Below are 21,487 nucleotides of genomic sequence, written 5' to 3' on the forward strand. Positions count from 1 at the left end.
TTATTTATATTAACGTTCCGTATTCTGAACTATAACGAAGCATCTGTGCTGAGTAGCTCTCGCCATAATAAGGAATAATGTCAACAATATTTCCATCTCCATCGTATTCAGGCTGGAGCACGGGATTTATGAATCCCTTATATGGCGCAAGATTTAGTTGACTGTAGCGCTTCAGTATCTCATCATGTAATTCTTGATCAATCGTGATGGCATAGCTCTCTACAAGGTCACGTGCACTTTCAAAGTCTCCTTCGCTCTTTATTCGTTGTATCTCAGCTAAGAGTGATGCTATTAACTGTCTCAGTTGCTCATAGTCATCAATCTTGAGGTATGTTTTCCCATTGCTTTTTACAAGACACATCGCGTTGCCATGTGCCAAGCACCATCTTGCTATAAGCGCCCTATTGCGCATGTGAGCCTCTTCTATCTGGTTTCCACGTTCAATCCTAACGAGCTGTGTAAGCAGTCCGTTCATCATGTATGTGTAGTATTGTGCTTTATACGCTTCGTCATCAGGTGTCAGTCCCAGTTCCACCATCTTTCTGTCGGCTATGTAGTATAGTCCGAACAGGTCTGCCCTAGCCTCTTCAATAGTGTTGCCATAAGCTTTCAGGGCATCTGGATCAACATTTGGAAGCAGCTGACCACTTCCGTGACCCAAGCATTCGTGCAGGTCAGTATGTAAGCAGTCCAAAGCATCAGAATAATTGTCAATAAGCTTAAGTGTCTGCTCATCTATGACGAATTCTTCCTTAAAGCCACTACCTTTAGATGCTTTGTTGTATGCATCAGTAATGTTTGATATAGTGATGCTCTTTGAACCATATTCAGCCCTTATCCAGTCTGCATTAGGAAGGTTTATGCCTATAGCAGTTGAGGGATACTCATCGCCTCCAAGCATGGCTGCGCAGATGGCTTTTGCTGTAACGCCCTTTACTTCCTTCTTCTTGAATCGAGGATCTACTGGCGAATTATCTTCGAACCATTGTGCGTTGTCGCTTATCAGCTTTGTGCGTCTTGTTGCTTCCTTGTCAACATATTCTACAAGACCTTCCCATGATCCCTTCAGTCCTAACGGATCGCCATATACTTCTATGAACCCATTAATGTAGTCAACCTGTCCTTCTGTACATTTAACCCATAGCTTGCAATACTCATTGAAGTCCTTGAGATTGCCAGTCTCGTAATAAGCCAGAAGTGCATTAGTATATTTTTTCTGTTGCTCGTTTTCGGCCACCTCATTGGCTTTTTTCAGCCAATACATTATCTTTCGTATAGCTTTAGCATACTTCCCATTGGCACTCCAAACTACTTCCTGCAATTTGCCATCCGAGTTCTTCACAAGTGTAGAATTCAGTCCGAACGAAGGTGGCTCACTGTCATTAAGATGTGCTTCTTTCTGAGTGCCATAGAAATCTTCGGCCTCTTTTTGAGTTACATCCTTGTAGAAATTGCATGCTGAGGAGGCTACAATATCCTCACCATCAGATTTGTTTACACGTTTAGCCTTATATGATGGGTTGAAGATAACAGCTGACAGTTCATCAAATAGTTCATCTACAGTCTGTCCACTTTCCAATGGAAGTCTCTTGCTGTCAACAGCATGCATACAGTCCTTTAAGAATCCTTCGGAAAAGCCAGGAACGAACTTCTCGCATCCATAGTGATGGTAAATGCCATTAGAGAACCACACCTTTTTAAGATATACTTCCAGACTTTTGAACTCATCACATTCATGGTCTATGGTTTCGTCTGTATATATCACCTCAAGTGTCTTTCTAATACGCAGGTTATATTCTCCAAACTGGTCAAATGTTATGTCTCGTCCATAGAGCGTTGCTTTTGCCAGACAATAAACATATTTCTTCTGTTGCAAAGAAAGCATCTCAAACCCGTTCAGGCGATAACGCAACATCTGCAAGTCAGCAAAACGTTCGTCGGAATAATTGAAATTATCGTTCATTTTTTGTTTTTCTTCGATGGTGGTATTCGTTTTGACTTGTACTTCTCACGATAAGCGCGTGGAGTCATTCCTGTAAATTTTACGAAAGCAGTATGGAATGTCTGGCGATGGGCAAATCCCACCATATCTCCAATCTCCTCTACGTTCAGCTCCTCATAACGTGTATTCGTGAGAAGAATCTTCGCCTCGTCAATTCTGTATTTATTTACTAGAGTTGTATAGTTTGTGTGAAACTCTACGTGTAAGACAGCAGAGATATAGCGCACATTTGTCCCCAGTTCTTCAGCCATCTGTTTGGCAGTATAGCTGAGGTCCTTGTACTTTTTCTTAACAAGCAGGTGCTCAATGATTCTCTTCTTCAAGTCGAACATCATTTTCGGCCTTACCAGCTTTCGGTATATGGCTTCCTTGTCTTCTTGATTATCTGTCATATTTCATTTAACATTGAGTAGTCTTGTCGTGCATTAGATTGATTATTTCAGAATCTCATTCATTGCCTTGCGCTTCTTCTCCGTTGTCTCGTCGGCAGCATAGCCAATAGGAATGAGTACTGCAGGTTCTTCGTTTTCTTCGAAGTCAAACAGTTCCTTGCATTGAGCAGCGTTGAAGTTGCATACCCAGCAAGTGGCAAGTCCTTGCTCTGTGGCAGCAAGGCAGATGTGCTCAACAGCAATGGCAATATCTATATCACCATGATGTTTCCCGTCAATCTTTCTAACCCACTCTTCGTCGTGCATTATTGATGCAACGATAATAGCAGGAGCTGTAACTATCCAGTCACGGTTATAACACTGGCAAAGCTTTTTCCTACCCTCTTCGTCAGTAACAACTCGGAATCTCCAAGGCTGTCTGTTTACTGCTGATGGTGCCAGTCGCGCACACTCCATGATATAGTCCAACTTCTCCTGTTCAGGAACGTCGGCCTTGTAGTTCCTGCAACTATAGCGATTTTTTACGAGTTCTAAAAAGTTCATATGTGGTTTATTTTTGAATGTCTTTTTTGTGTTCAGTTTACATTTCTTTCTCTATGCGTTCCAGATGCTTCAGTCCTTTCTGTGTGCAAAAGCCGCGAAGAGATACGAAAATCAAATCCTTGAAGAGTTTATTCATCTCGTAAGTCAGATATAGTTTGTTAGATGTGATGTATGCTCCTATAGCAGAGAACATTACAGAAATCAGTTCAAGGTCAACGTCGTCTTTAAACATACCCTCGTCAACACCCCTGCGCAAGAAGCCAATAAAACGTTCGTACGACTGTTCCCTGTCTTCACTAAACAACACCTGTACTGTAGGATAATGTGTTATCTCCGTCAAGAAATCAGAGCTAGTCTGACGGAACTCTTCAACATTTAGCCGATAGACGTAAAGAATGACATCCATCACGGTATCGCTTGTCTTCATTACCTCCTCCACCTTTTCGCGTCTTCTCTGCATAAATCGTCTAAGACCTTCGTAAAGGAGTTCCTCTTTACCATCATATATCTGATAAAGAGTGCGTTTTGATATCCCAAGACTCTTGGCGATATCGTCCATGCGAACAACCTTTACACCTTTCTCAACAAATTCTTTCATTGCAGTTTCCAGTATGCGTGTCTTCAAAGACTGCATATAGGGTGTTTGATTATCATTATTCTTCATATCGCTAATTTGTTTGGTTTTTCTGCTGCAAAGATAAAAAAAAATTTTGAGATATAATCAGTTTCCTGATTTTTTTGTAATTTTGCAGAAAATATAATCTAATTCAATAAATAGCTACAAGTTCATGGAGTATACAAAAATCATACTTTCGGCGATGTTCGTCTCATGTGCAATTACTATGCAGGCCTCAGGTATTAACGATAAGAAGAATGACAAGTCCAGTCATTCCATAACTCTTAAGATTGTGGAGACAAGCGATGTTCACGGCTATTTCTTTCCTTACGATTTCATTTCCAAGGCCCCACTTAAGGGAACCCTTTCACGCGTAAATACTTATGTGAACAGTTTGCGCCAGGAATATGGCAATGATGGCGTAGTGCTTATAGATAATGGTGACATACTCCAAGGTCAGCCCACTTGCTATTGGTCAAACTTTGTGATGACATCTTCGCCTAATGTTGCAGCACAGGTTATTAACTACATGAACTATGATGCAGAGACTGTAGGCAATCACGACATAGAGCCTGGACACGCAGTCTATGACAAATGGATTAGAGAAGTGAGATGCCCTCTGCTTGGAGCAAACATCGTAAATAAGTCAACAGGCAATCCTTATGTTAAGCCCTATGCCGTTATTGAGCGCCAAGGAGTAAAGATAGTCGTCTTAGGCATGCTTACCCCAACTATTCCATGTTGGCTTAATGAGCGAATCTATGAAGGTCTGGAGTTTCAGGAAATGGTTTCGTGTGCTAAGAAATGGATAAAAATCATCAAGGAGCGCGAGAATCCTGACCTTATTTTTGGCTTGTTCCATAGCGGAAAGGTCGGAGGCATCACTATGCCCAATGGCGTTGAGGAGAATGCTTCTGCACGAGTAGCTCGCGAGGTCCCTGGATTTGATGCTATTTTCTTTGGCCACGATCATCAGGTTCATAATGAAATGATAACGAATGTTGATGGTAAGCAAGTGCTTTGTATAGACCCTTCATGCTATGCAATGAATGTTGCAGAAGCTGAGATAACTCTTATTACCGATAAACGTGGTAAGGTTGTCAACAAACAAATTAAGGGAAATATTGTTAGTGTGGCAGATATGGAGGTGGATAAAAACTTCGTAAACCACTTTAAACAACAGACATATCAAATCAGCAACTATGTGAACAGAAAGATTGGTCGATTCGAGTCCACAGTTTCCACTCGCGATTCATATTTTGGAAACTCTGCATTTACAGACCTTATACAGAACATGCAGTTAAAGATTACTGGTGCAGACATCTCGTTCAACGCCCCATTGTCGTTTGATGCCAGCATTAATGCAGGAGACATAACAGTAAGCGACATGTTCAAGCTCTATAGATTTGAAAACAAGCTTAACGTTCTCATGATGACTGGCGAGGAGATTCGCAAACATCTTGAAATGAGCTATGACCAGTGGGCAAACACAATGACATCGCCAAGCGACCATCTGTTCCTTCTAAACAATGAGGCCAAAGGTGACCAGCAGCGCATGGGCTTCCTGTTCTATACCTTCAATTTCGATTCAGCAACAGGTATTGACTATGAGGTTGATGTCACAAAACCTAATGGAAAGAAAGTAAAGATTCTAAGAATGTCTGATGGCACGCCTTTCTCTGAAAACAAGTGGTATAAAGTAGCAATGAACAGTTACAGGGCTTGCGGAGGTGGCGAGCTGCTTACGCGAGGTGCAGGCATACCTAAAGACTCTATTGACGGACGCATAGTTTACGAGTCAGAACTTGATCTTCGCCATTATCTCATGAAAGAGATAGAATCTCAGAAAGTTGTTTCACCAAAAGCCAACAGCAACTGGCGCTTTGTTCCAGAGGAATGGGTAAAAGAGGCTGCAAAGCGTGACAGGAAAATATTGTTTGGTGATTAAAACAATTAGCGCGTTTAGTAAGAACGCCAAGAGCGTTTGGTAAGAATACTAAGAGTGTTTAGTAAGAACGCTGCTTGCGTTTAGTAAGAATGCTCGTAGAGAAGTGTTATATCAGAAATAAGAAAGACATAAAGAATGAAGACATATTATTTCGTATTCTGTAAAGAATCAATCCTTCTTGAGCGAACAAGCAAAGAAGGATTATTCACAATTCCCCTCTGTGAAGAGCCGCCTATAGAACTAAAACCTTGGACAACAGTCCTTAAGACGGGTCAGCTTAATGGGATTGAAACAAGAAGTTACAGAATAGATTCTCCTGAAGTTGACGAGAGCCGCTATGAACTTTGCCCCCTGCGCCAGAGCTATTATAAGCTTCCTGAAGATTTATACTTGAAAGCAGGAAAATGCCAGGAACTGAATTACTGGGACCAAAATACAAAATTCTGTGGAATATGTGGCGGACCCATGGCTTTCCATACTGATATTTCAAAACGTTGTACAGAATGCGGAAAGGAAGTGTGGCCACAACTTGCAACAGCCATTATTGTGCTAATCAGGCGTGGTAATGACGAAGTGCTGCTCGCTCAGGGACGAAATTTCAAGAGCGATTTCTTTGGACTTATAGCAGGCTTCGTTGAGACAGGAGAAACACTTGAAGATGCTGTAAGACGCGAAGTTTGGGAAGAAACGGGCTTAAAAGTAAAAAATATCCGATATTTTGATTCGCAGCCTTGGCCCTACCCTTGCGGATTAATGGTGGGTTTTAATGCCGAATACGAAAGTGGAGAGCTGAAGATGCAGCGCGAAGAGCTTAAGAGAGTAGCGTGGTTTAATCGTTCCTCATTGCCTAAACTACCAGAAAAACTGTCTATTGCTCGCAGACTCATAGATAATTGGCTGGAATGTGGCTTATCTGACTAACTAATCAAATGGCTACGTCAACACTTTCTTCGTAGCACGAAGCTCCATTAGGTATGCATATCGTTGCCAGAAAGTGCAGTCCTTTCTCATCAGCATAATCGTATTTAAGATTTCCAAGTACCGACTGTTCAAGAAAATCCATAGGAATAGTCTTGGTGAACTGCTGTTTTTTAATGTCGCTGGAGAACAGACAATCAGCTCCTTTATACACACTAAGGTGGATGATGTTGTCGTAATAAACTTGTTCTACTTCTACACCATCTTCATTAAATGAAGAACTCTTTATGCGATAACGTGTAGGGTTGATGGCTATATACCAATGATAGCGCTCACCATTATAAGTCACAACTGAATCGCTCTTCAATACTTCAGTATATTGAGTCTGCACTTCTGGAGTCTTGCGCTCGAAGCTTAGCTCATGAATAGGATCGTCGCTCTTCTCAAGCTTTATCACATCACCCACCTGGTTTACAAACCAAAATGTGTTCTCTGATTGCTTAACAATTTCATAACGATTAGAACCAAGAGCTATGGAGTCACCAACAATTCTGAAGTATGAAGGCTGGTTGACTGAATCAGGGAAATAAATAGTGTCGCCTTTAGCACGAAAACTCACTTCTTCTGTTTCTGAGTCAATCCATATTCCTTGTAGCAAAGCCTTTGCTTCAACGCTCTCGCTTACGGTATCAATGTCTTGTTTTTTCCATTGACACGACATAAGCAATAGAATAAATGCTAAGGAACAGATTGTACGATTCATCATGTAACTGAAAAAGTGAAATGCTTAAATAAATACCTAAATTATTTGTTTTTCAATTTGCAAAAGTACAAATTAAATTTTTTATAAATGATGTTTTCTGAAAAATAAATTGAATTTTAAGCTTCTTAACATATTAAATCGTGTCTAAAATCAAAATTTTCCTTGTTTAATTCAAGAAAAAGATGTAATTTTGCGGCATGATTGAACTCAATAAACATATCGAGATATTATTGCTTGGCAATGATTGTGTCATAATCCCCAATTTTGGTGGCTTTATGGCACACTATGTTGATGCTTCTTTTGATGAGAAAACGTCAACCTTTCTTCCTCCAATGAGATCGCTTGGCTTCAATCCGCAGGTAAAGGTGAACGATCACCTCTTGGTGCAGAGCTACATAGAAGCTTACGATATCAGCTATCCGGAAGCACTACGTCGCATAGAGAGCGAAGTAGAAGAGGTTAGACAGCATCTTCAGAGCGAAGGAGAGTATGAGCTTTCTGACCTTGGAACTTTAAAGGTCAATGAAGAAGGCAACTACGAATTCTGCCCTTGCGAAGCAGGAGTGCTAACACCATCCATGTACGGTCTTGGTACTTTTGAAATGAAGACACTTGCTGTACTTGCTGCTGAAAATGTAAAACATGAGAAAGAGCAAAAGATTGCTATCGAATCAGGCGTTACAAGCAATTCTGTTGAAGAGTTGAAAGAAACCATAACAGACGACGGACAGGAAGCTGTAGTCATCAAGATGAGATGGATTCGCAATGTAGCCGCCGTTGCAGCTGCAATTGTTGCATTCTTCTTTATGGGAACTCCTGTGGCAAATGATCAGCCACAGCCTCAGATTCAACAGAGCAGCATCTTCTCTATCTCTCAGGAGACTGTTGTACCTGAGCCAGAAACACTCGATTGCATAACAGAAGAGCCCGTGGCAAACGAGACTCCTTCAACTCCTGTAGATGAGCCAAAGGCAGAGTCTGTTGCAAAGGTTGAAGAAAAAGCTGTTGTGGAAAAGCCCGTTGCGGAAAAGCCCGTACAAGTACAAAAGGCTGCTAAAAAGCGCTATGCCATTGTTCTTGCAAGCCAGACTATGCGCAAGAATGCTGAGAACTTCCTTACTGTTCTTAAGGAACAAGGTGTTGATGCACAGATAATAGACATGGAAGGCACAACTAAAGTAAGAGTTGTCTATGGAGCATTCGAAACCAATGAGGAGGCTCATGAACAGCTCCAGAAAATGCGTGCTGAGAACAGTAGCGTGTTCAAAGAAGCATGGGTGTTGAAAGCCTTCAAATAATTAAGTAGCAAATTTCCCATAACAATATAGGAATGAAACGAGTACGTTGCCCTAAGTGTAGCACAAGCATAACATTCGACGAGACTCAATATGACTTAACTAGGAAGTTGGTCTTTAAGTGCAATTCATGTGGCAATCAGTTTGCTGTGCGTATGAAACAGCCTGTTGTTGAAGAAAAGAATGACGAAGAACAAACATCATCTGACGAGACAACAGAAATCACTTGCGGACACATTATTGTCATAGAGAACGTATTCCACTACAAACAAGTTCTTCCACTTAGGATGGGTGAAAACCAGATAGGTCGTAACCAGAGAGGTAACCCCATCAGCACCCCTATTGCTACTGATGATCCCAGCATGGACCTGCTTCATTGCACCATAACTGTGTCACGTGACAAGAGAGGTAATCTGAAATATGAATTAAAGGACGGACCAAGTAACACAGGAACATTCGTTGACAATGAGATACTGGGCGACCGTGAGCGTCGCATCATAACAAATAACCAGATGTTCACAATCGGAGCCACAAGCATTTTGCTTAAAACTGGCGAAGACGAAGATTAAACAAGAAACCAAACACAAAAGATAATATGCCTGAAATATCAGTACGAGGACTGGAAATGCCTGAAAGCCCTATCAGAAAGCTTGCACCTTTGGCAGCTGCTGCTAAGAAGAGAGGTACTAAAGTCTATCATCTTAATATTGGACAGCCAGACCTGCCAACTCCAGAGGTTGCACTTGATGCGCTGAAACATATTGATCGCGAGATACTAGAATACTCTCCATCACAAGGTTATCAAAGCTATAGGGAAAAGCTCGTTGGCTATTATGCCAAATACAACATCAATGTTACTGCCGATGATATTATTATCACATCAGGTGGTTCAGAGGCTGTACTCTTTGCTTTCATGTCGTGTCTCAATCCTGGAGACGAGATAATCGTTCCTGAGCCAGCCTATGCCAATTACATGGCTTTTGCCATCTCAGCAGGCGCAAAGATTCGTACCATTGCAACAACTATCGAAGAGGGCTTTTCGCTACCTAAGGTAGAGAAGTTCGAAGAACTTATCAATGAGCGTACACGTGCTATCATGATATGCAATCCGAATAACCCTACAGGCTATCTCTACACACGTCGTGAGATGAACCAGATACGTGATCTCGTTAAGAAATACGATCTTTATCTGTTCTCTGACGAGGTCTATCGAGAATACATCTATACAGGTTCACCTTATATATCTGCTTGTCACCTCGAAGGCATTGAACAGAACGTAATACTTATTGACTCTGTTTCGAAACGATATAGCGAATGTGGCATCCGTATAGGTGCACTCATCACAAAGAATCCTGAGGTAAGAGCAGCTGTGATGAAGTTCTGTCAAGCACGTCTCTCTCCCCCACTCATAGGTCAGATTGTCGCAGAGGCGTCTCTCGATGCACCAGAGGAATACTATCGTGACGTTTACGATGAATATGTTGAGCGTCGTAAGTGTCTCATTGACGGTCTGAACCGCATTCCAGGAGTTTACTCTCCAATACCAATGGGAGCATTCTATACTGTAGCAAAGTTGCCAGTTGACGATGCAGAAAAATTCTGCAGATGGTGTCTCTCTGAGTTTGAATATGAAGGAGCAACAGTTATGATGGCTCCTGCTGCTGGTTTCTACACCACTCCTGGAGCTGGACGAGATCAGGTTCGTATAGCTTATGTGCTAAAGAAAGAAGATTTGAACAAGGCTCTCATAGTACTGAGAAAGGCCCTTGAGTCTTATCCTGGCAGAACACTTAACGAAGAATGAACCTTCCACTTTTCTTTTCACGAAGAATATTTGGTGAGAACGACGATACTGACGTGCAGTTGCCTGGCTCAACAAAACAGCGCAAAAGCGTCAGTAAGCCTGCCATACATATTGCTACAATTGGAGTAGCCATAGGTTTGGCTGTAATGATTATTGCTGTTAGCGTTGTTCTTGGATTCAAACATACCATTCGTGATAAGGTAACTGGCTTTGGAAGCCATATTCAAGTGGAGAACATTCTCAATTATAGTTCAGCCTCTTCAAATCCTGTATGTATTGACGATAGTATGCTCAACGTTCTCTCTTCCATTGAAGGAGTGCGTCACGCAGAGCGATATGCCATCTCACAGGGTATATTAAAGACTGATGAAGACTTCCTTGGCATAGCACTTAAAGGTATAGGGCAAGAATATGATCTGGATTTCATAAGCAAGAATATTGTTTCAGGCGAACTGCCACAATTCAGCGACACAGCACAATCATATAATATAGTGGTGTCGCAGACAATAGCTCGCAAACTTGGATTGAACATAAACGATCGTGTGTTTGCCTATTTCATTGATGAGGATGGAGTGAGAACTCGCAGATTCACCATTGCAGCTATCTATCAGACAAACATGAAGCGATTTGATGACAGCTTCTGTTTCACAGACATCATCACTACGACTAAACTAAACGGATGGTTTGACGGACAATGCTCAGGTGCAGAACTTCTTGTCGACGATTTCGATAATCTTGAGGCAACCAACAGAGAGGTTATTAAAACAGTAAACAGAACTCTCGACCGATACAATAACACATTCTCTTCACGAACTATTTATGAACTATATCCTCAAGTGTTCTCATGGCTTAATCTGCTTGATATTAATGTCTGGATTATACTTGGACTCATGATTATCCTTGCAGGATTCACTATGACCAGTGGACTTCTCATCATCATACTTGAACGTACTCAGATGATTGGCTTACTAAAGGCACTTGGAGCGAGGAACATACTGATTAGAAAGATTTTTCTCTGGTTTGCAACTTTCATCATTGGTCGTGGACTAATCTTTGGTAACATCATTGGTCTTGGACTTATATTTCTTCAAAAAGCCACTGGCATAATAAAGCTTGATCCACAAGCCTACTATGTTAGTGAGATTCCTTTAGAGCTTAACTTCTGGCTGATACTTTTACTGAATGTTGCCACACTATTGATTAGCGTCATCGTACTTATTGGTCCGTCATACCTTATTTCTACTATCCGTCCAGCACGTTCTATGCGCTATGAATAGTAAAAATTTGTGGCATTGTGTGAAAAACAATGATAATGTGCATTTATTTCGATATTATTATTTAACTTTGTAGCAGAAAAAAACGAAATATATAAAATGCATTTTAAATGGAATTACGACCAACCTACACCAGAACAAGAGAAGATCGCCGCGGAATTGGCTGAGAAAGTAGGCATGAGTCCGATTATCGGTCATCTGCTTCTGCGTCGTGGCATAAAGACGGAGTCTGCTGCGAAACGGTTCTTCCGTCCTATGCTCAACGAACTCATTGATCCATTCCTCATGAATGATATGGATGTTGCTGTTGACAGGCTTAACGATGCAATGGGACGCAAAGAGCGGATAATGATTTATGGCGACTATGATGTTGATGGTTGTACGGCTGTTTCTTTGGTCTATAAGTTTCTTTTGCAGTTCTATTCCAATTTGGAATATTACATTCCAGACCGATATGAAGAAGGCTATGGAATAAGCAAGAAAGCACTTGACTATGCTGCAGAGCAGGACGTTAAACTTATTATTGTCCTCGATTGCGGCATTAAGGCTATTAGTGAGATAGCCTATGCAAAGTCACTTGGTATAGACTTTATCATATGTGATCATCATGTTCCTGATGATGTTCTCCCTTGCGCTGTGGCAATACTCAATCCAAAGCGTGTAGATTCAACATATCCTTTCAAGGACTTGTGTGGATGTGGAGTAGGATTCAAGTTCATGCAGGCATTTGCCAAGAACAACGGCATACCTTTCTCACAGCTCATTCCCCTACTCGACTTCTGTGCTGTCAGCATAGCTGCTGACATCGTTCCTGTTGTAGGCGAGAACAGAATACTTGCATATCATGGTCTTAAGCAGCTTAACCAGAATCCAAGCGTTGGCTTGAAGTCTATTATTGAGATATGCGGGTTAACAGGAAGAGAGATAACCATGAGCGATATCATCTTCAGGATTGGTCCTCGCATAAACGCTTCTGGTCGCGTGCAAAATGGAATCGAAACTGTTGACCTGCTTGTTGAGAAAGACTTTAAAAAGGCTTTGTCAGAAGCTATTCATATCAATGAATACAACGAGCAACGCAAAGATATAGACAAACAGATGACTGAAGAGGCAAACCAAATTGTTGAACGCCTTGAAAGTCAGGAGCATCAGCCTGCTATTGTCCTTTATGGAGAAGGATGGAAGAAAGGTGTTGTGGGCATTGTTGCATCACGTCTTACTGAAATGTACTATCGTCCTACTGTAGTACTTTCATGTCAAGATGGTATTGCCAGCGGCTCTGCACGAAGTGTTGCCGGATATGACATCTATGATGCCATAAAGAGTTGCCGCGATTTGCTCGAGAACTTCGGTGGTCATACTTATGCCGTAGGATTGTCACTTAAAGTGGAGAATATCCAAGAGTTCCGCCGCCGTTTCCAAGAATATGTAAGCAATCATATTCTGCCTGAACAGACTGAGGCACTCCTGGAAATTGAGGCTGTAATTGATTTCAAGGATATAACAAAGAAGTTACAGAATGACTTGAAGAAGATGGCTCCTCACGGACCTGACAACCCCAAGCCATTGTTCTGCACGAACCGTGTTTATGACTATGGCACCTCAAAAGTTGTAGGCAGACAGCAAGAGCATATAAAACTTGAACTTGTCGATTCTCGCTCCAGCAACGTTATGAATGGCATAGCCTTTGGTCAAAGTGCCGCAGCCCATTACATTAAGTCGAGATCATCATTTGACATCATCTACACCATTGAGGAAAATATCTATAAGCGTGGTGAGGTGCAGTTGCAGATTGAAGATATCAAACCAAGCGACAGCTTATAGTTGTTATTACAGACTTGGACTCTTTTGAATCAATTCTAAAAAAATATTGGGGATATGACTCTTTTCGCGGAATACAGCGTGATATAATTGAGTCTATATCCAGTGGACATGATACTCTTGGACTCATGCCCACAGGCGGAGGCAAGTCTGTAACATTCCAAGTGCCTGCACTTGCAATGGAAGGAGTATGCATAGTCATCACTCCATTGGTGGCACTTATGAAAGATCAGGTTGCTCATCTCCGCAAGCAATATATTACTGCAGCTGCTATACATTCAGACATGCAGCACTCTGATGTTGTAAGAGTACTGGAAAATGCTGTATTAGGCGGTCTTAAGATTCTGTATATTTCTCCTGAGCGCCTTTCTTCTGAGCTATTCTTTGCAAAAATACGCCACATGAAAGTTAGCTTCATCTGTGTAGATGAGGCCCACTGCATCTCACAATGGGGATATGACTTTCGTCCAAGCTATCTGCAGATTGCCGAGATACGCAAGATGGTACCAGACATTCCTGTTCTCGCACTCACAGCAACAGCTACGCCTGAAGTTGTTGACGATATTCAAGAGCGCCTTCAGTTTAAGGAGAAGAATGTCTTCAGCATGAGCTTTGAACGAAAGAACCTTGCTTATATCGTCAGATATGCCACCGACAAAGAAGACCAGCTTATACATATTCTGAAGAATGTTAAAGGTTCAGCCATTGTCTATGCCCGTAGTCGTCAGCGAACCAAAGATGTTGCTGACATACTGAATAAGGCAGGTCTTCAGGCAACCTATTTTCATGCAGGACTTGATGGTAGCGAAAAAGATAAGCGTCAGGAAGAGTGGCAGAGTGATAATGTAAGAATAATTGTCGCGACAAACGCATTCGGAATGGGTATCGATAAGCCTGATGTACGCATTGTGATACACATAGATTGTCCTGACAGTATTGAGGCATATTTCCAAGAGGCAGGACGAGCAGGTCGTGACGGCAATAAATCCTATGCCGTATTGCTGTATAATAACCACGATGCCACTAAACTTAAAAAGAGAATTACTGACACTTTCCCACCAAAAGAGTATGTTAGAAAAGTCTATGACTGTCTCTCATATTTCTATCAGATAGCTGTTGGTTCTGGCTATAATGCTGCTTTCGAGTTTAATCCGCTTAAATTCTGTAAAGCATATGGCCTGTTCCCTATTCAAGTAGAGTCGGCGCTTAAAATTCTTGATCGTGCAGGATATATACAGTATTCCGATGAACAAGACAATCAAGCTCGAGTGATGTTTACTCTCGAACGCGATGAACTATACAGGCTTCGTGGTAACAGTCTCGAAGAAGATTCTGTTATAGTTGCTTTGTTGCGTACATATAGTGGAATGTTCAATGATTATGTCTACATCGACGAAGCTTATCTTGCCCAAGAAACAGGACTATCCATGCCTTCAGTCTATTCAATATTGAAAGGATTATGCGAGAAACACATTCTGTCATTCATTCCTCAGAAGAAGGCATCATATGTAAAATATACGCAACGACGAGAAAATTCGGAACATATCAGTATTCCATATGGTATATATGACGACCTGCGCAATCGAATGAGTAAGCGTATTGATGCCATGATAAACTATTTCATGACTGACAATATTTGTCGTTCTAGTCAGTTGTTACACTATTTTGGTGAGGAGCGTCAAGACACCTGTGGCCAGTGCGATGTTTGTTTAAGTAGAAAAAAGCAAAGCAATGAAGATATAGAAATAGCAGCCGAAGAGATTCTTCAGCTGCTAAGTGATTGTCAACCCCATGATATAAAAGAGATATATAACTGCGAGTCTCCTATTGATATTCTCGAATATGTTTTACACGATTTAATCAGTCAGGGACGTATTATTCATGATGACGGACTAATATCTATAAAGTCTTGAGAACTCTTTCAAATATTGTTATTAGAATTAACTATGCGACACAGACACACTTCAGTCCGATATAATCAATCATCTCTTTTATCCACGAACTTCCATCCTGATTTATAACGAGCAGCAGGAAACTCGAAAACATCATCAGTAATTCCCCCTGAACGGAAATCAGAGATATGTATGGTAGTCCAGAAGAAAGCTACCTTTATTCTTAGTCTAATAGGTGCATAAGTTCCTTGAGCCACAAGTGCACGTACCTCCTTAATCGTACCTTTCGCCTTTTTCTTCTGTTTTAATGTCAGCATTAATCCTTCTGGGTCTTTTGCTACGCTATAAGTGAAGTCATCAAGCGAAAATTTGAAGCGTCCGCTATATTTGTCTTTCTTATCTGAATTTGCATCATGTATTTCTATAGTCTTTTTCTTCCTATAGACCATGTATGCTGTTTTTCCGTTATTCCATGTGTCAACTCGCTCGTCTGTGAAGCGTTGCTTCTTCTCTTTCATGAAGATTGTTCCTTCAGTCTTGTACAGACCGATTATGTTGACCTTATAGTGTAACGTAGAACCTTGAGGACCAAACACCCGTTCATAGGCAGTATTCATGATTCTTCTTGCCTGCTTGGCATTAGGAGTCTCCTCTTGTGCAGAACCATGATTTACAGCTATGAATAAGGCTATGATGATATGTGCTATTCTCACTTGTTTGGTCGTTTGAATTTGTTACCAGTCATTTTTATCAATTCACGAGAATAAGCATCTGGGTATCCTGGTCTCACAACTTTGCTTCCCATTCCCTGTGCATTGCGAGTGAAGACTCCGTTCTTCTCAGGCTTTTCAATCATGTCGTTATACTTCACAATAAGCTTAATTGCAAGTTTGTTCCATGAAGCAAGCATCTCATTGGCTTTATCTGACGAATAGCGTGTCAAATATTCCACTCGTTCAGACTCATTCATTGCCAGTGCTGCATCTTCTATCTCTTTCTGCAGTTTGAAATATGACTTGTCCAATGAGTCTCGTACCTGCTCCAATGTCTTAAACATAAGACTGTAGCGAGGATACACCATGTTTGAAACCCAGTTCTGCACCCAGTATGCATTGTCGAATGAGAAATTCAGCTCATCTGCACCTGGTGTATGGAAAGGTTTTGGCACAGAGGTAATGCAACAATAATTGGGAGTATATGGAGCCATGTTTCCGTCATCATTGGCGAACCAGATTATTCCACCAATCTCACGAGGCATCCATGAGCGCATCTGAGTGACGAAGCTAAACGAAGCCTGTTGTGTTGAGATGGGGCGCTCGTTAAAATAGCTCTCACCATCAACCTTAAAATATAGAGGTGTTGGTCTGTATGGCATCTGCCATATACCACCGCCTATGTCGCTGTCGAGAGAGAATGGTGTGCCTTCAAAGTGGTCACGCATTGCACGTTCCACGTCTTCAATACCCAGTTTGCGGATTGGCTTGACCCACAGAGGCATTGGTTCTGCATCAGCAGCTCTTCCTTCTGCCCAAGGTAAGTATTTTTCCATCCCTTCGGCATAGCGATTGAAGAAACTCCAAACACGTGCATCACATATTCTACGACCAGAGAAATCAGGGAAAGCGTAGGCGTTGCAGAAAGAGAAGTCTTCATCCTTACCGCTATACCATCCCATCTTACGGGCATAGCTCACAACATTCTTTGAAAAGAGCACGTTACCACTTTTGTCCTTCATGTTGAAACGTGATATACGGCTCTGATTAGCGTGTCCGCAAATCATGTCATCAGGTATGCGAAGAGCAACCCAAACTGTGCGCTCCTTTGATAACTTTCTGTCGCTTGCACATCCCATCATCTCCATTATCCATGCTTCGTTAGGGTCACAAATACTGAAAGTCTCTCCCTCAGAATTATAACCATACTTCTCAACGAGTGTTGTCATAATCTTTATTGCCTCACGAGCATTACGTGCACGCTGAAGAGTGACATAGATAAGCGAGCCATAGTCCAAAATACCTGTCGTGTCAACCATCTCCTCACGACCACCAAATGTTGTCTCTGCTATTGTTAATTGCCACTCGTTTATGTTTCCAACGACATTATAGGTCTCAGGAGCTTCTTCTATTTCACCATGATAGACATTGGTGTCCCAGTCATAAATCTTACGCATAGTTCCTGCTGCATGTTTCGCTCTAGGGTAATGAGCAAGTCCTTGGAACATGCCGTAGTCATCGGCGCTATAAGTACAGAAAACGGAGCCGTCCTTTGAGGCACCTTTAGGAACTATAAGGTTAGTACATGCAAAAGCGACAGTAGTGCCTAAGCATAATACCAATGACAAGAAAAAACGTTTGTTCATAATTATCTGTTATTGTTATCTGTTTTATTTGTAGTTCTTATGTTTAGTTTCATTTCTTTTTTCTAAGCAGTTCTATCATAATTGATGCTGCTTCCACTGGAGCATTCTTTTCACCAAGGATACGTGAAAGGTCTTCATAGCCCTCAAGCATTGTTTCCCTTCCTTTGCCATCAACTATAGTTGAAAGTTCATTGATAATGTTTCCGACTGTGAAAGAGTCTGCTACAAGTTCCTTTACTATCTCTCTATTGACAATCAGATTAACAAGCGATACATATTTCACTTTCAGTACCACTTTCCTCAGGAGTCCAATAAGTTTTGGAAAAACAGTTGCATAGCACACTACTTGAGGTACTTTGAATAATGCAGTCTCAAGAGTAGCCGTTCCACTCGTCACCTGTGCGACATGAGCATGAGTCAGCAGAGCATACGTCTGGTCTCTAACTATCCTAACATCACAGTCGTCCACATATTTATTATAATAGCTGTCGTCTATTCCTGGTGCTGCAGCTATAACAATTTGATAGTTACTAAAATGTTTAGCTGCTTGAAGCATTGTTGGCAAGTTGCCATCAATCTCTTGTTTTCGTGAACCAGCCAACACAGCCATAATCGGTTTATCTATATTAAGACCATTATTCTTACTAAACGCTTCCAGCGTTTCGGTATATCGCTTTCTGAATTCTGCCACTTCTATAGCAGTAGGGTTGCCAACGTAATGAATTGGATAGTTGTGTTTCTTTTCAAAGAAATCCACTTCAAACGGCAGGATAGAAAAGAGTTCAGCAATATCCCTTCTGATATTCTTTATACGATACTCTTTCCATGCCCATATCTTTGGAGATATATAGTAATAGGCTGGTATGTTGGTCTTCGCTTTAAGGAACTTCGCTATATCAAGATTAAATCCTGGATAATCTACTAATATGACTACATCAGGCTTCCATCTTACGATGTCAGCTTTACATAAACGCATATTTCTGAGTATTGTCCGCAAGTGCATGACCACAGCCACGACACCCATGTATGCCAGTTCCCTGTAATGCTTGACAAGCGTGCCACCCACTTCAGCCATCATATCACCTCCAAAGAAGCGAAATTCAGCATCTTTGTCCTGAGCTTTCAATGCTCTCATTAGGTGAGATGCATGTAAGTCGCCTGAGGCTTCGCCAGCTATAAGATAATACCTCATAGTAGAAATGTTCTTAAACCGTTATGTTCGTATAGTCTTTCAGAGCCTCAAAACTCTCGTATGCTGTTACGTCAATGCGTGTTGGCGTTATGGCAACGTATCCATTATCCAACGCCCAACGGTCTGTATCTACAGCCTCTGGCGCATCATTTTGATAGTGCCCTACCATCCAATAGTAATCATACCCACGCGGATGATGGCAGACTGTTATCTCATTATCCCATGTTCCTGGTGACATTCTGCAAACTCTAACACCTTTGAAAGATGCCTGTTTTGGGAAGTTTACATTTAAGCAAACCCCTACAGGCAAACCTTCACTAAGTATTTTCTTTGTTATCTCAATAATATATTGACGAAGTGGTGTGAAATCAGCATCAGCCCTATAATCACAAAGTGAGAATGCTACCGAAGGGATATACTTCATACAACCTTCAAGCGTTACTCCCATGGTTCCACTGTAGTGAGTATTAACTGAAGCGTTGTCACCATGATTGATGCCACCTATCACAATGTCCGGTTTTGCGCCATTCATTATCTGATTCAGAGCTAACTTCACACAGTCTGTAGGCGTACCGTTACACGACCATATTTGCAGTCCATCTTCATCATGATGCTTAGTTAGTCGCAAAGGTGTTGTTGCTGAGAAAGCACAGGAAAAACCAGAACGTGCTGAGTCAGGTGCACATACAATGATGTCTCCAAGAGGTCTAAGCATTTCTACGAGTTCGTTAATGCCCTTTGCCTCATAGCCGTCATCGTTTGATATAAGTATTGTCGGTCTTTTGTTCATCTGTTACTGATGTTGACTATTTTTCCAATAGGTCAGGACGCAATGCTTTAGTACGCTCTAATGCTTGATCCAGTTCCCATGCCCTAATTTTTGCTTCATTTCCGCTTAAGAGTATCTCTGGCACCTTCCATCCTTTATATTCTGCCGGACGGGTATATATCGGTGCTGCCAGCAAATCATCCTGAAAGCAGTCTGACAAAGCACTTTGCTCATCTCCGATAACCCCTGGCACCACTCTTACAATTGCATCGGCAATCATAGCAGCAACGAGCTCACCACCAGTAAGCACGAAGTCGCCAATTGATATTTCCTTTGTAATGAGATGGTCTCTCACTCGCTGATCAATACCTTTATAGTGACCAGCGAGAATTATCAGGTTTCCTTTCAGCGAAAGTTCGTTTGCCATATGTTGGTCAAACCGTTCACCATCAGGAGAAGTAAAGATTACTTCGTCATAGTCACGTTCTGCCTTTAGTGCCGTGATACATCTGTCAATAGGCTCACACTGCATGACCATTCCTGCCGAACCTCCATAAGGGTAGTCATCTACCCTTCTCCACTTGTCTAATGTATAGTCACGAAGATTGTGAAGACGAATCTCTGCAAGCCCTTTCTTCTCAGCACGTGCTAATATTGACTCGTGGACGAATCCCTCCAGCATCTCTGGTAAAACAGATATAATGTCTATTCGCATTCCTTCTTTCTATATATAATGTGAATAACGTTGAGGAGCTTTAGTCATTTATTTCGCTTTAAACATCTCTGCTTGCTGACGGATAAGCTCAGCATCGTTGAAATAGTCAATTCTCATTGCCTTTCTCACTTCATCCATAGTGCAACTTGCTACCGCGCGAGCCTGTTCAGTACCCTTCTTCAGGATATTGTATATCTCAGGGATATCCTGTTCGAACTCATGACGACGCTGACGCATAGGCTCCAAATGCTGATTAAGCACCTGATTGAGGAACTTCTTGCACTTCATGTCGCCCAGTCCTCCGCGACGATAATGGTCTTTCATCTCGTCAAGATTCTGATAATCAGGGAAGAAATTAGCAAAGTCTGCGTCTGTAGAGAATGCGTCAAGATATGTGAACACAGCGTTTCCTTCAACATGTCCTGGGTCAGATACATTCAGGTGAGTTGGGTCTGTATACATTGAACGTACCTTCTGCCACACCTCATCGGCAGAATCGCTTAGGTAAATACAGTTACCAAGACTCTTCGACATCTTTTCCTTTCCATCAGTTCCAGGCAGTCTGCGTGCTGTTACGTTTTCTGGCAGCATGATGTATGGTTCAACGAGTACAGGTCCATATGTGTTGTTAAAGCGATTCACCAGCTCACGCGTTACCTCAAGCATTGGTTCTTGATCTTCGCCAGCAGGCACCGTTGTAGCCTTAAAAAGAGTAATGTCGGCAGCCTGAGATACAGGATAGCAGAAGAATCCCAATGGAATGTTTGCCTCAAAGTTACGCATCTTTATCTCTGTCTTTACCGTTGGGTTACGCTGAACACGCGATACAGTGATGAGGTTCATTAGATATGTTGTCAGTTCAGCCAGTTCTGGAATCTGACTCTGAATGAATAGTATGCATTTGTCAGGATCAAGTCCTGCTGCCAAATAATCAAGTGCAACGTTTATGATGTTCTGTCTTATCTTCTCAGGATTATCTGCATTGTCTGTCAGCGCCTGTACGTCAGCCATAAACACAAACATGCGGTCATAATCACCAGCATTCTGAAGCTCTACGCGACGACGCAGAGAACCAACATAGTGACCTAAATGAAGTTTTCCTGTAGGACGGTCGCCCGTCAAAATTACTTTTCCCATTTTAATATAATAATATGTGTTGTTATTTAATTTCAATTCTTATCCTA

General features: G+C 41.7%; 19 protein-coding genes. 8 read left to right on the forward strand and 11 right to left on the reverse strand.

The genetic code is table 11. The features are described from left to right. Window positions 1-4 precede the first annotated feature (4 nt). Genes M1L52_RS12450 through M1L52_RS12465 form a run of 4 tightly spaced genes read right to left on the reverse strand, consistent with a single transcriptional unit; the run spans window position 5 to window position 3,601 of the window. Complete coding sequence (locus tag M1L52_RS12450) at window positions 5-1,963, reverse strand: dipeptidyl peptidase 3 (protein ID WP_248615333.1); 1,959 nt, start codon at window positions 1,961-1,963, stop codon at window positions 5-7. Next, on the reverse strand, window positions 1,960-2,394 hold the full coding sequence (locus M1L52_RS12455) for a helix-turn-helix domain-containing protein (RefSeq protein ID WP_248615335.1): 435 nt from the start codon (window positions 2,392-2,394) through the stop codon (window positions 1,960-1,962). Before M1L52_RS12455 ends, M1L52_RS12450 begins: the two co-directional genes overlap by 4 nt. Window positions 2,395-2,436: 42 nt before the next feature. Next, entirely contained in the window at window positions 2,437-2,937 is a 501-nt protein-coding gene (locus M1L52_RS12460) for a nitroreductase family protein (RefSeq protein ID WP_248615337.1), read from the reverse strand. A gap of 37 nt (window positions 2,938-2,974) precedes the next feature. Further along, window positions 2,975-3,601: a TetR/AcrR family transcriptional regulator gene (locus M1L52_RS12465; RefSeq protein WP_248615338.1), complete on the reverse strand. Its 627-nt coding sequence runs from the start codon at window positions 3,599-3,601 to the stop codon at window positions 2,975-2,977. 124 nt (window positions 3,602-3,725) lie between these two features. Between M1L52_RS12465 and M1L52_RS12470 the strand changes: the two genes are divergently transcribed. Next, window positions 3,726-5,501 carry a bifunctional metallophosphatase/5'-nucleotidase gene (locus M1L52_RS12470; protein WP_410896785.1) on the forward strand — a complete coding sequence of 592 codons (1,776 nt, stop codon included), beginning with the start codon at window positions 3,726-3,728 and terminating at the stop codon, window positions 5,499-5,501. A 135-nt stretch (window positions 5,502-5,636) separates the two neighbouring features. Continuing rightward, a complete protein-coding gene (gene nudC / locus M1L52_RS12475; protein WP_248615340.1) occupies window positions 5,637-6,422 on the forward strand; it encodes an NAD(+) diphosphatase in 786 nt (261 codons plus the stop codon). A gap of 4 nt (window positions 6,423-6,426) precedes the next feature. Here the strand turns inward: nudC and M1L52_RS12480 are convergent, their stop codons facing one another. Further along, window positions 6,427-7,140: a DUF4738 domain-containing protein gene (locus M1L52_RS12480; protein ID WP_248615342.1), complete on the reverse strand. Its 714-nt coding sequence runs from the start codon at window positions 7,138-7,140 to the stop codon at window positions 6,427-6,429. Between the two features lie 239 nt (window positions 7,141-7,379). Here M1L52_RS12480 and M1L52_RS12485 point away from each other — a divergent pair, with 239 nt between their 5' ends. The 6 genes from M1L52_RS12485 (at window position 7,380) to M1L52_RS12510 (ending at window position 15,289) form a co-directional block, all read left to right on the forward strand. Further along, window positions 7,380-8,480, forward strand: coding sequence for an SPOR domain-containing protein (locus M1L52_RS12485; RefSeq protein WP_248615349.1), 1,101 nt, complete (start codon window positions 7,380-7,382; stop codon window positions 8,478-8,480). Window positions 8,481-8,512: 32 nt separating this feature from the next. Next, window positions 8,513-9,046 carry an FHA domain-containing protein gene (locus M1L52_RS12490; protein WP_248615351.1) on the forward strand — a complete coding sequence of 178 codons (534 nt, stop codon included), beginning with the start codon at window positions 8,513-8,515 and terminating at the stop codon, window positions 9,044-9,046. 26 nt (window positions 9,047-9,072) lie between these two features. Continuing rightward, on the forward strand, window positions 9,073-10,281 hold the full coding sequence (locus M1L52_RS12495) for a pyridoxal phosphate-dependent aminotransferase (RefSeq protein ID WP_248615354.1): 1,209 nt from the start codon (window positions 9,073-9,075) through the stop codon (window positions 10,279-10,281). Continuing rightward, complete coding sequence (locus M1L52_RS12500) at window positions 10,278-11,558, forward strand: ABC transporter permease (RefSeq protein WP_248615355.1); 1,281 nt, start codon at window positions 10,278-10,280, stop codon at window positions 11,556-11,558. Before M1L52_RS12495 ends, M1L52_RS12500 begins: the two co-directional genes overlap by 4 nt. Window positions 11,559-11,654: 96 nt before the next feature. Beyond that, complete coding sequence (gene recJ / locus M1L52_RS12505; RefSeq protein ID WP_248615357.1) at window positions 11,655-13,379, forward strand: single-stranded-DNA-specific exonuclease RecJ; 1,725 nt, start codon at window positions 11,655-11,657, stop codon at window positions 13,377-13,379. Window positions 13,380-13,393: 14 nt separating this feature from the next. Then, complete coding sequence (locus M1L52_RS12510; protein WP_248615359.1) at window positions 13,394-15,289, forward strand: ATP-dependent DNA helicase RecQ; 1,896 nt, start codon at window positions 13,394-13,396, stop codon at window positions 15,287-15,289. A 65-nt stretch (window positions 15,290-15,354) separates the two neighbouring features. On the opposite strand, the gene M1L52_RS12515 is transcribed toward M1L52_RS12510, so the two are convergent. The 6 genes from M1L52_RS12515 to trpS are packed head-to-tail and all read right to left on the reverse strand — an operon-like array spanning window position 15,355 to window position 21,440. Beyond that, window positions 15,355-15,981, reverse strand: coding sequence for a hypothetical protein (locus M1L52_RS12515; protein WP_248615362.1), 627 nt, complete (start codon window positions 15,979-15,981; stop codon window positions 15,355-15,357). Further along, the gene (locus M1L52_RS12520) at window positions 15,978-17,627 is read right to left on the reverse strand and encodes a dipeptidase (RefSeq protein WP_248615364.1); all 1,650 of its coding nucleotides are present in this window, start codon (window positions 17,625-17,627) and stop codon (window positions 15,978-15,980) included. Before M1L52_RS12520 ends, M1L52_RS12515 begins: the two co-directional genes overlap by 4 nt. Window positions 17,628-17,676: 49 nt before the next feature. After that, the gene (gene lpxB / locus M1L52_RS12525; protein ID WP_248615366.1) at window positions 17,677-18,819 is read right to left on the reverse strand and encodes a lipid-A-disaccharide synthase; all 1,143 of its coding nucleotides are present in this window, start codon (window positions 18,817-18,819) and stop codon (window positions 17,677-17,679) included. A gap of 13 nt (window positions 18,820-18,832) precedes the next feature. Continuing rightward, complete coding sequence (surE, locus tag M1L52_RS12530; RefSeq protein ID WP_248615372.1) at window positions 18,833-19,609, reverse strand: 5'/3'-nucleotidase SurE; 777 nt, start codon at window positions 19,607-19,609, stop codon at window positions 18,833-18,835. 16 nt (window positions 19,610-19,625) lie between these two features. Next, window positions 19,626-20,303, reverse strand: a complete 678-nt coding sequence (gene trmD / locus M1L52_RS12535; protein WP_248615374.1) for a tRNA (guanosine(37)-N1)-methyltransferase TrmD — start codon at window positions 20,301-20,303, stop codon at window positions 19,626-19,628. Between the two features lie 48 nt (window positions 20,304-20,351). Further along, window positions 20,352-21,440 (reverse strand): tryptophan--tRNA ligase, encoded by a 1,089-nt coding sequence (trpS, locus tag M1L52_RS12540; protein ID WP_248615377.1) that lies wholly within the window; start codon window positions 21,438-21,440, stop codon window positions 20,352-20,354. Window positions 21,441-21,487: the final 47 nt, after the last annotated feature.

Source organism: Prevotella sp. E13-27 (assembly GCF_023217965.1).
Classification (GTDB): Bacteria; Bacteroidota; Bacteroidia; order Bacteroidales; family Bacteroidaceae; genus Prevotella.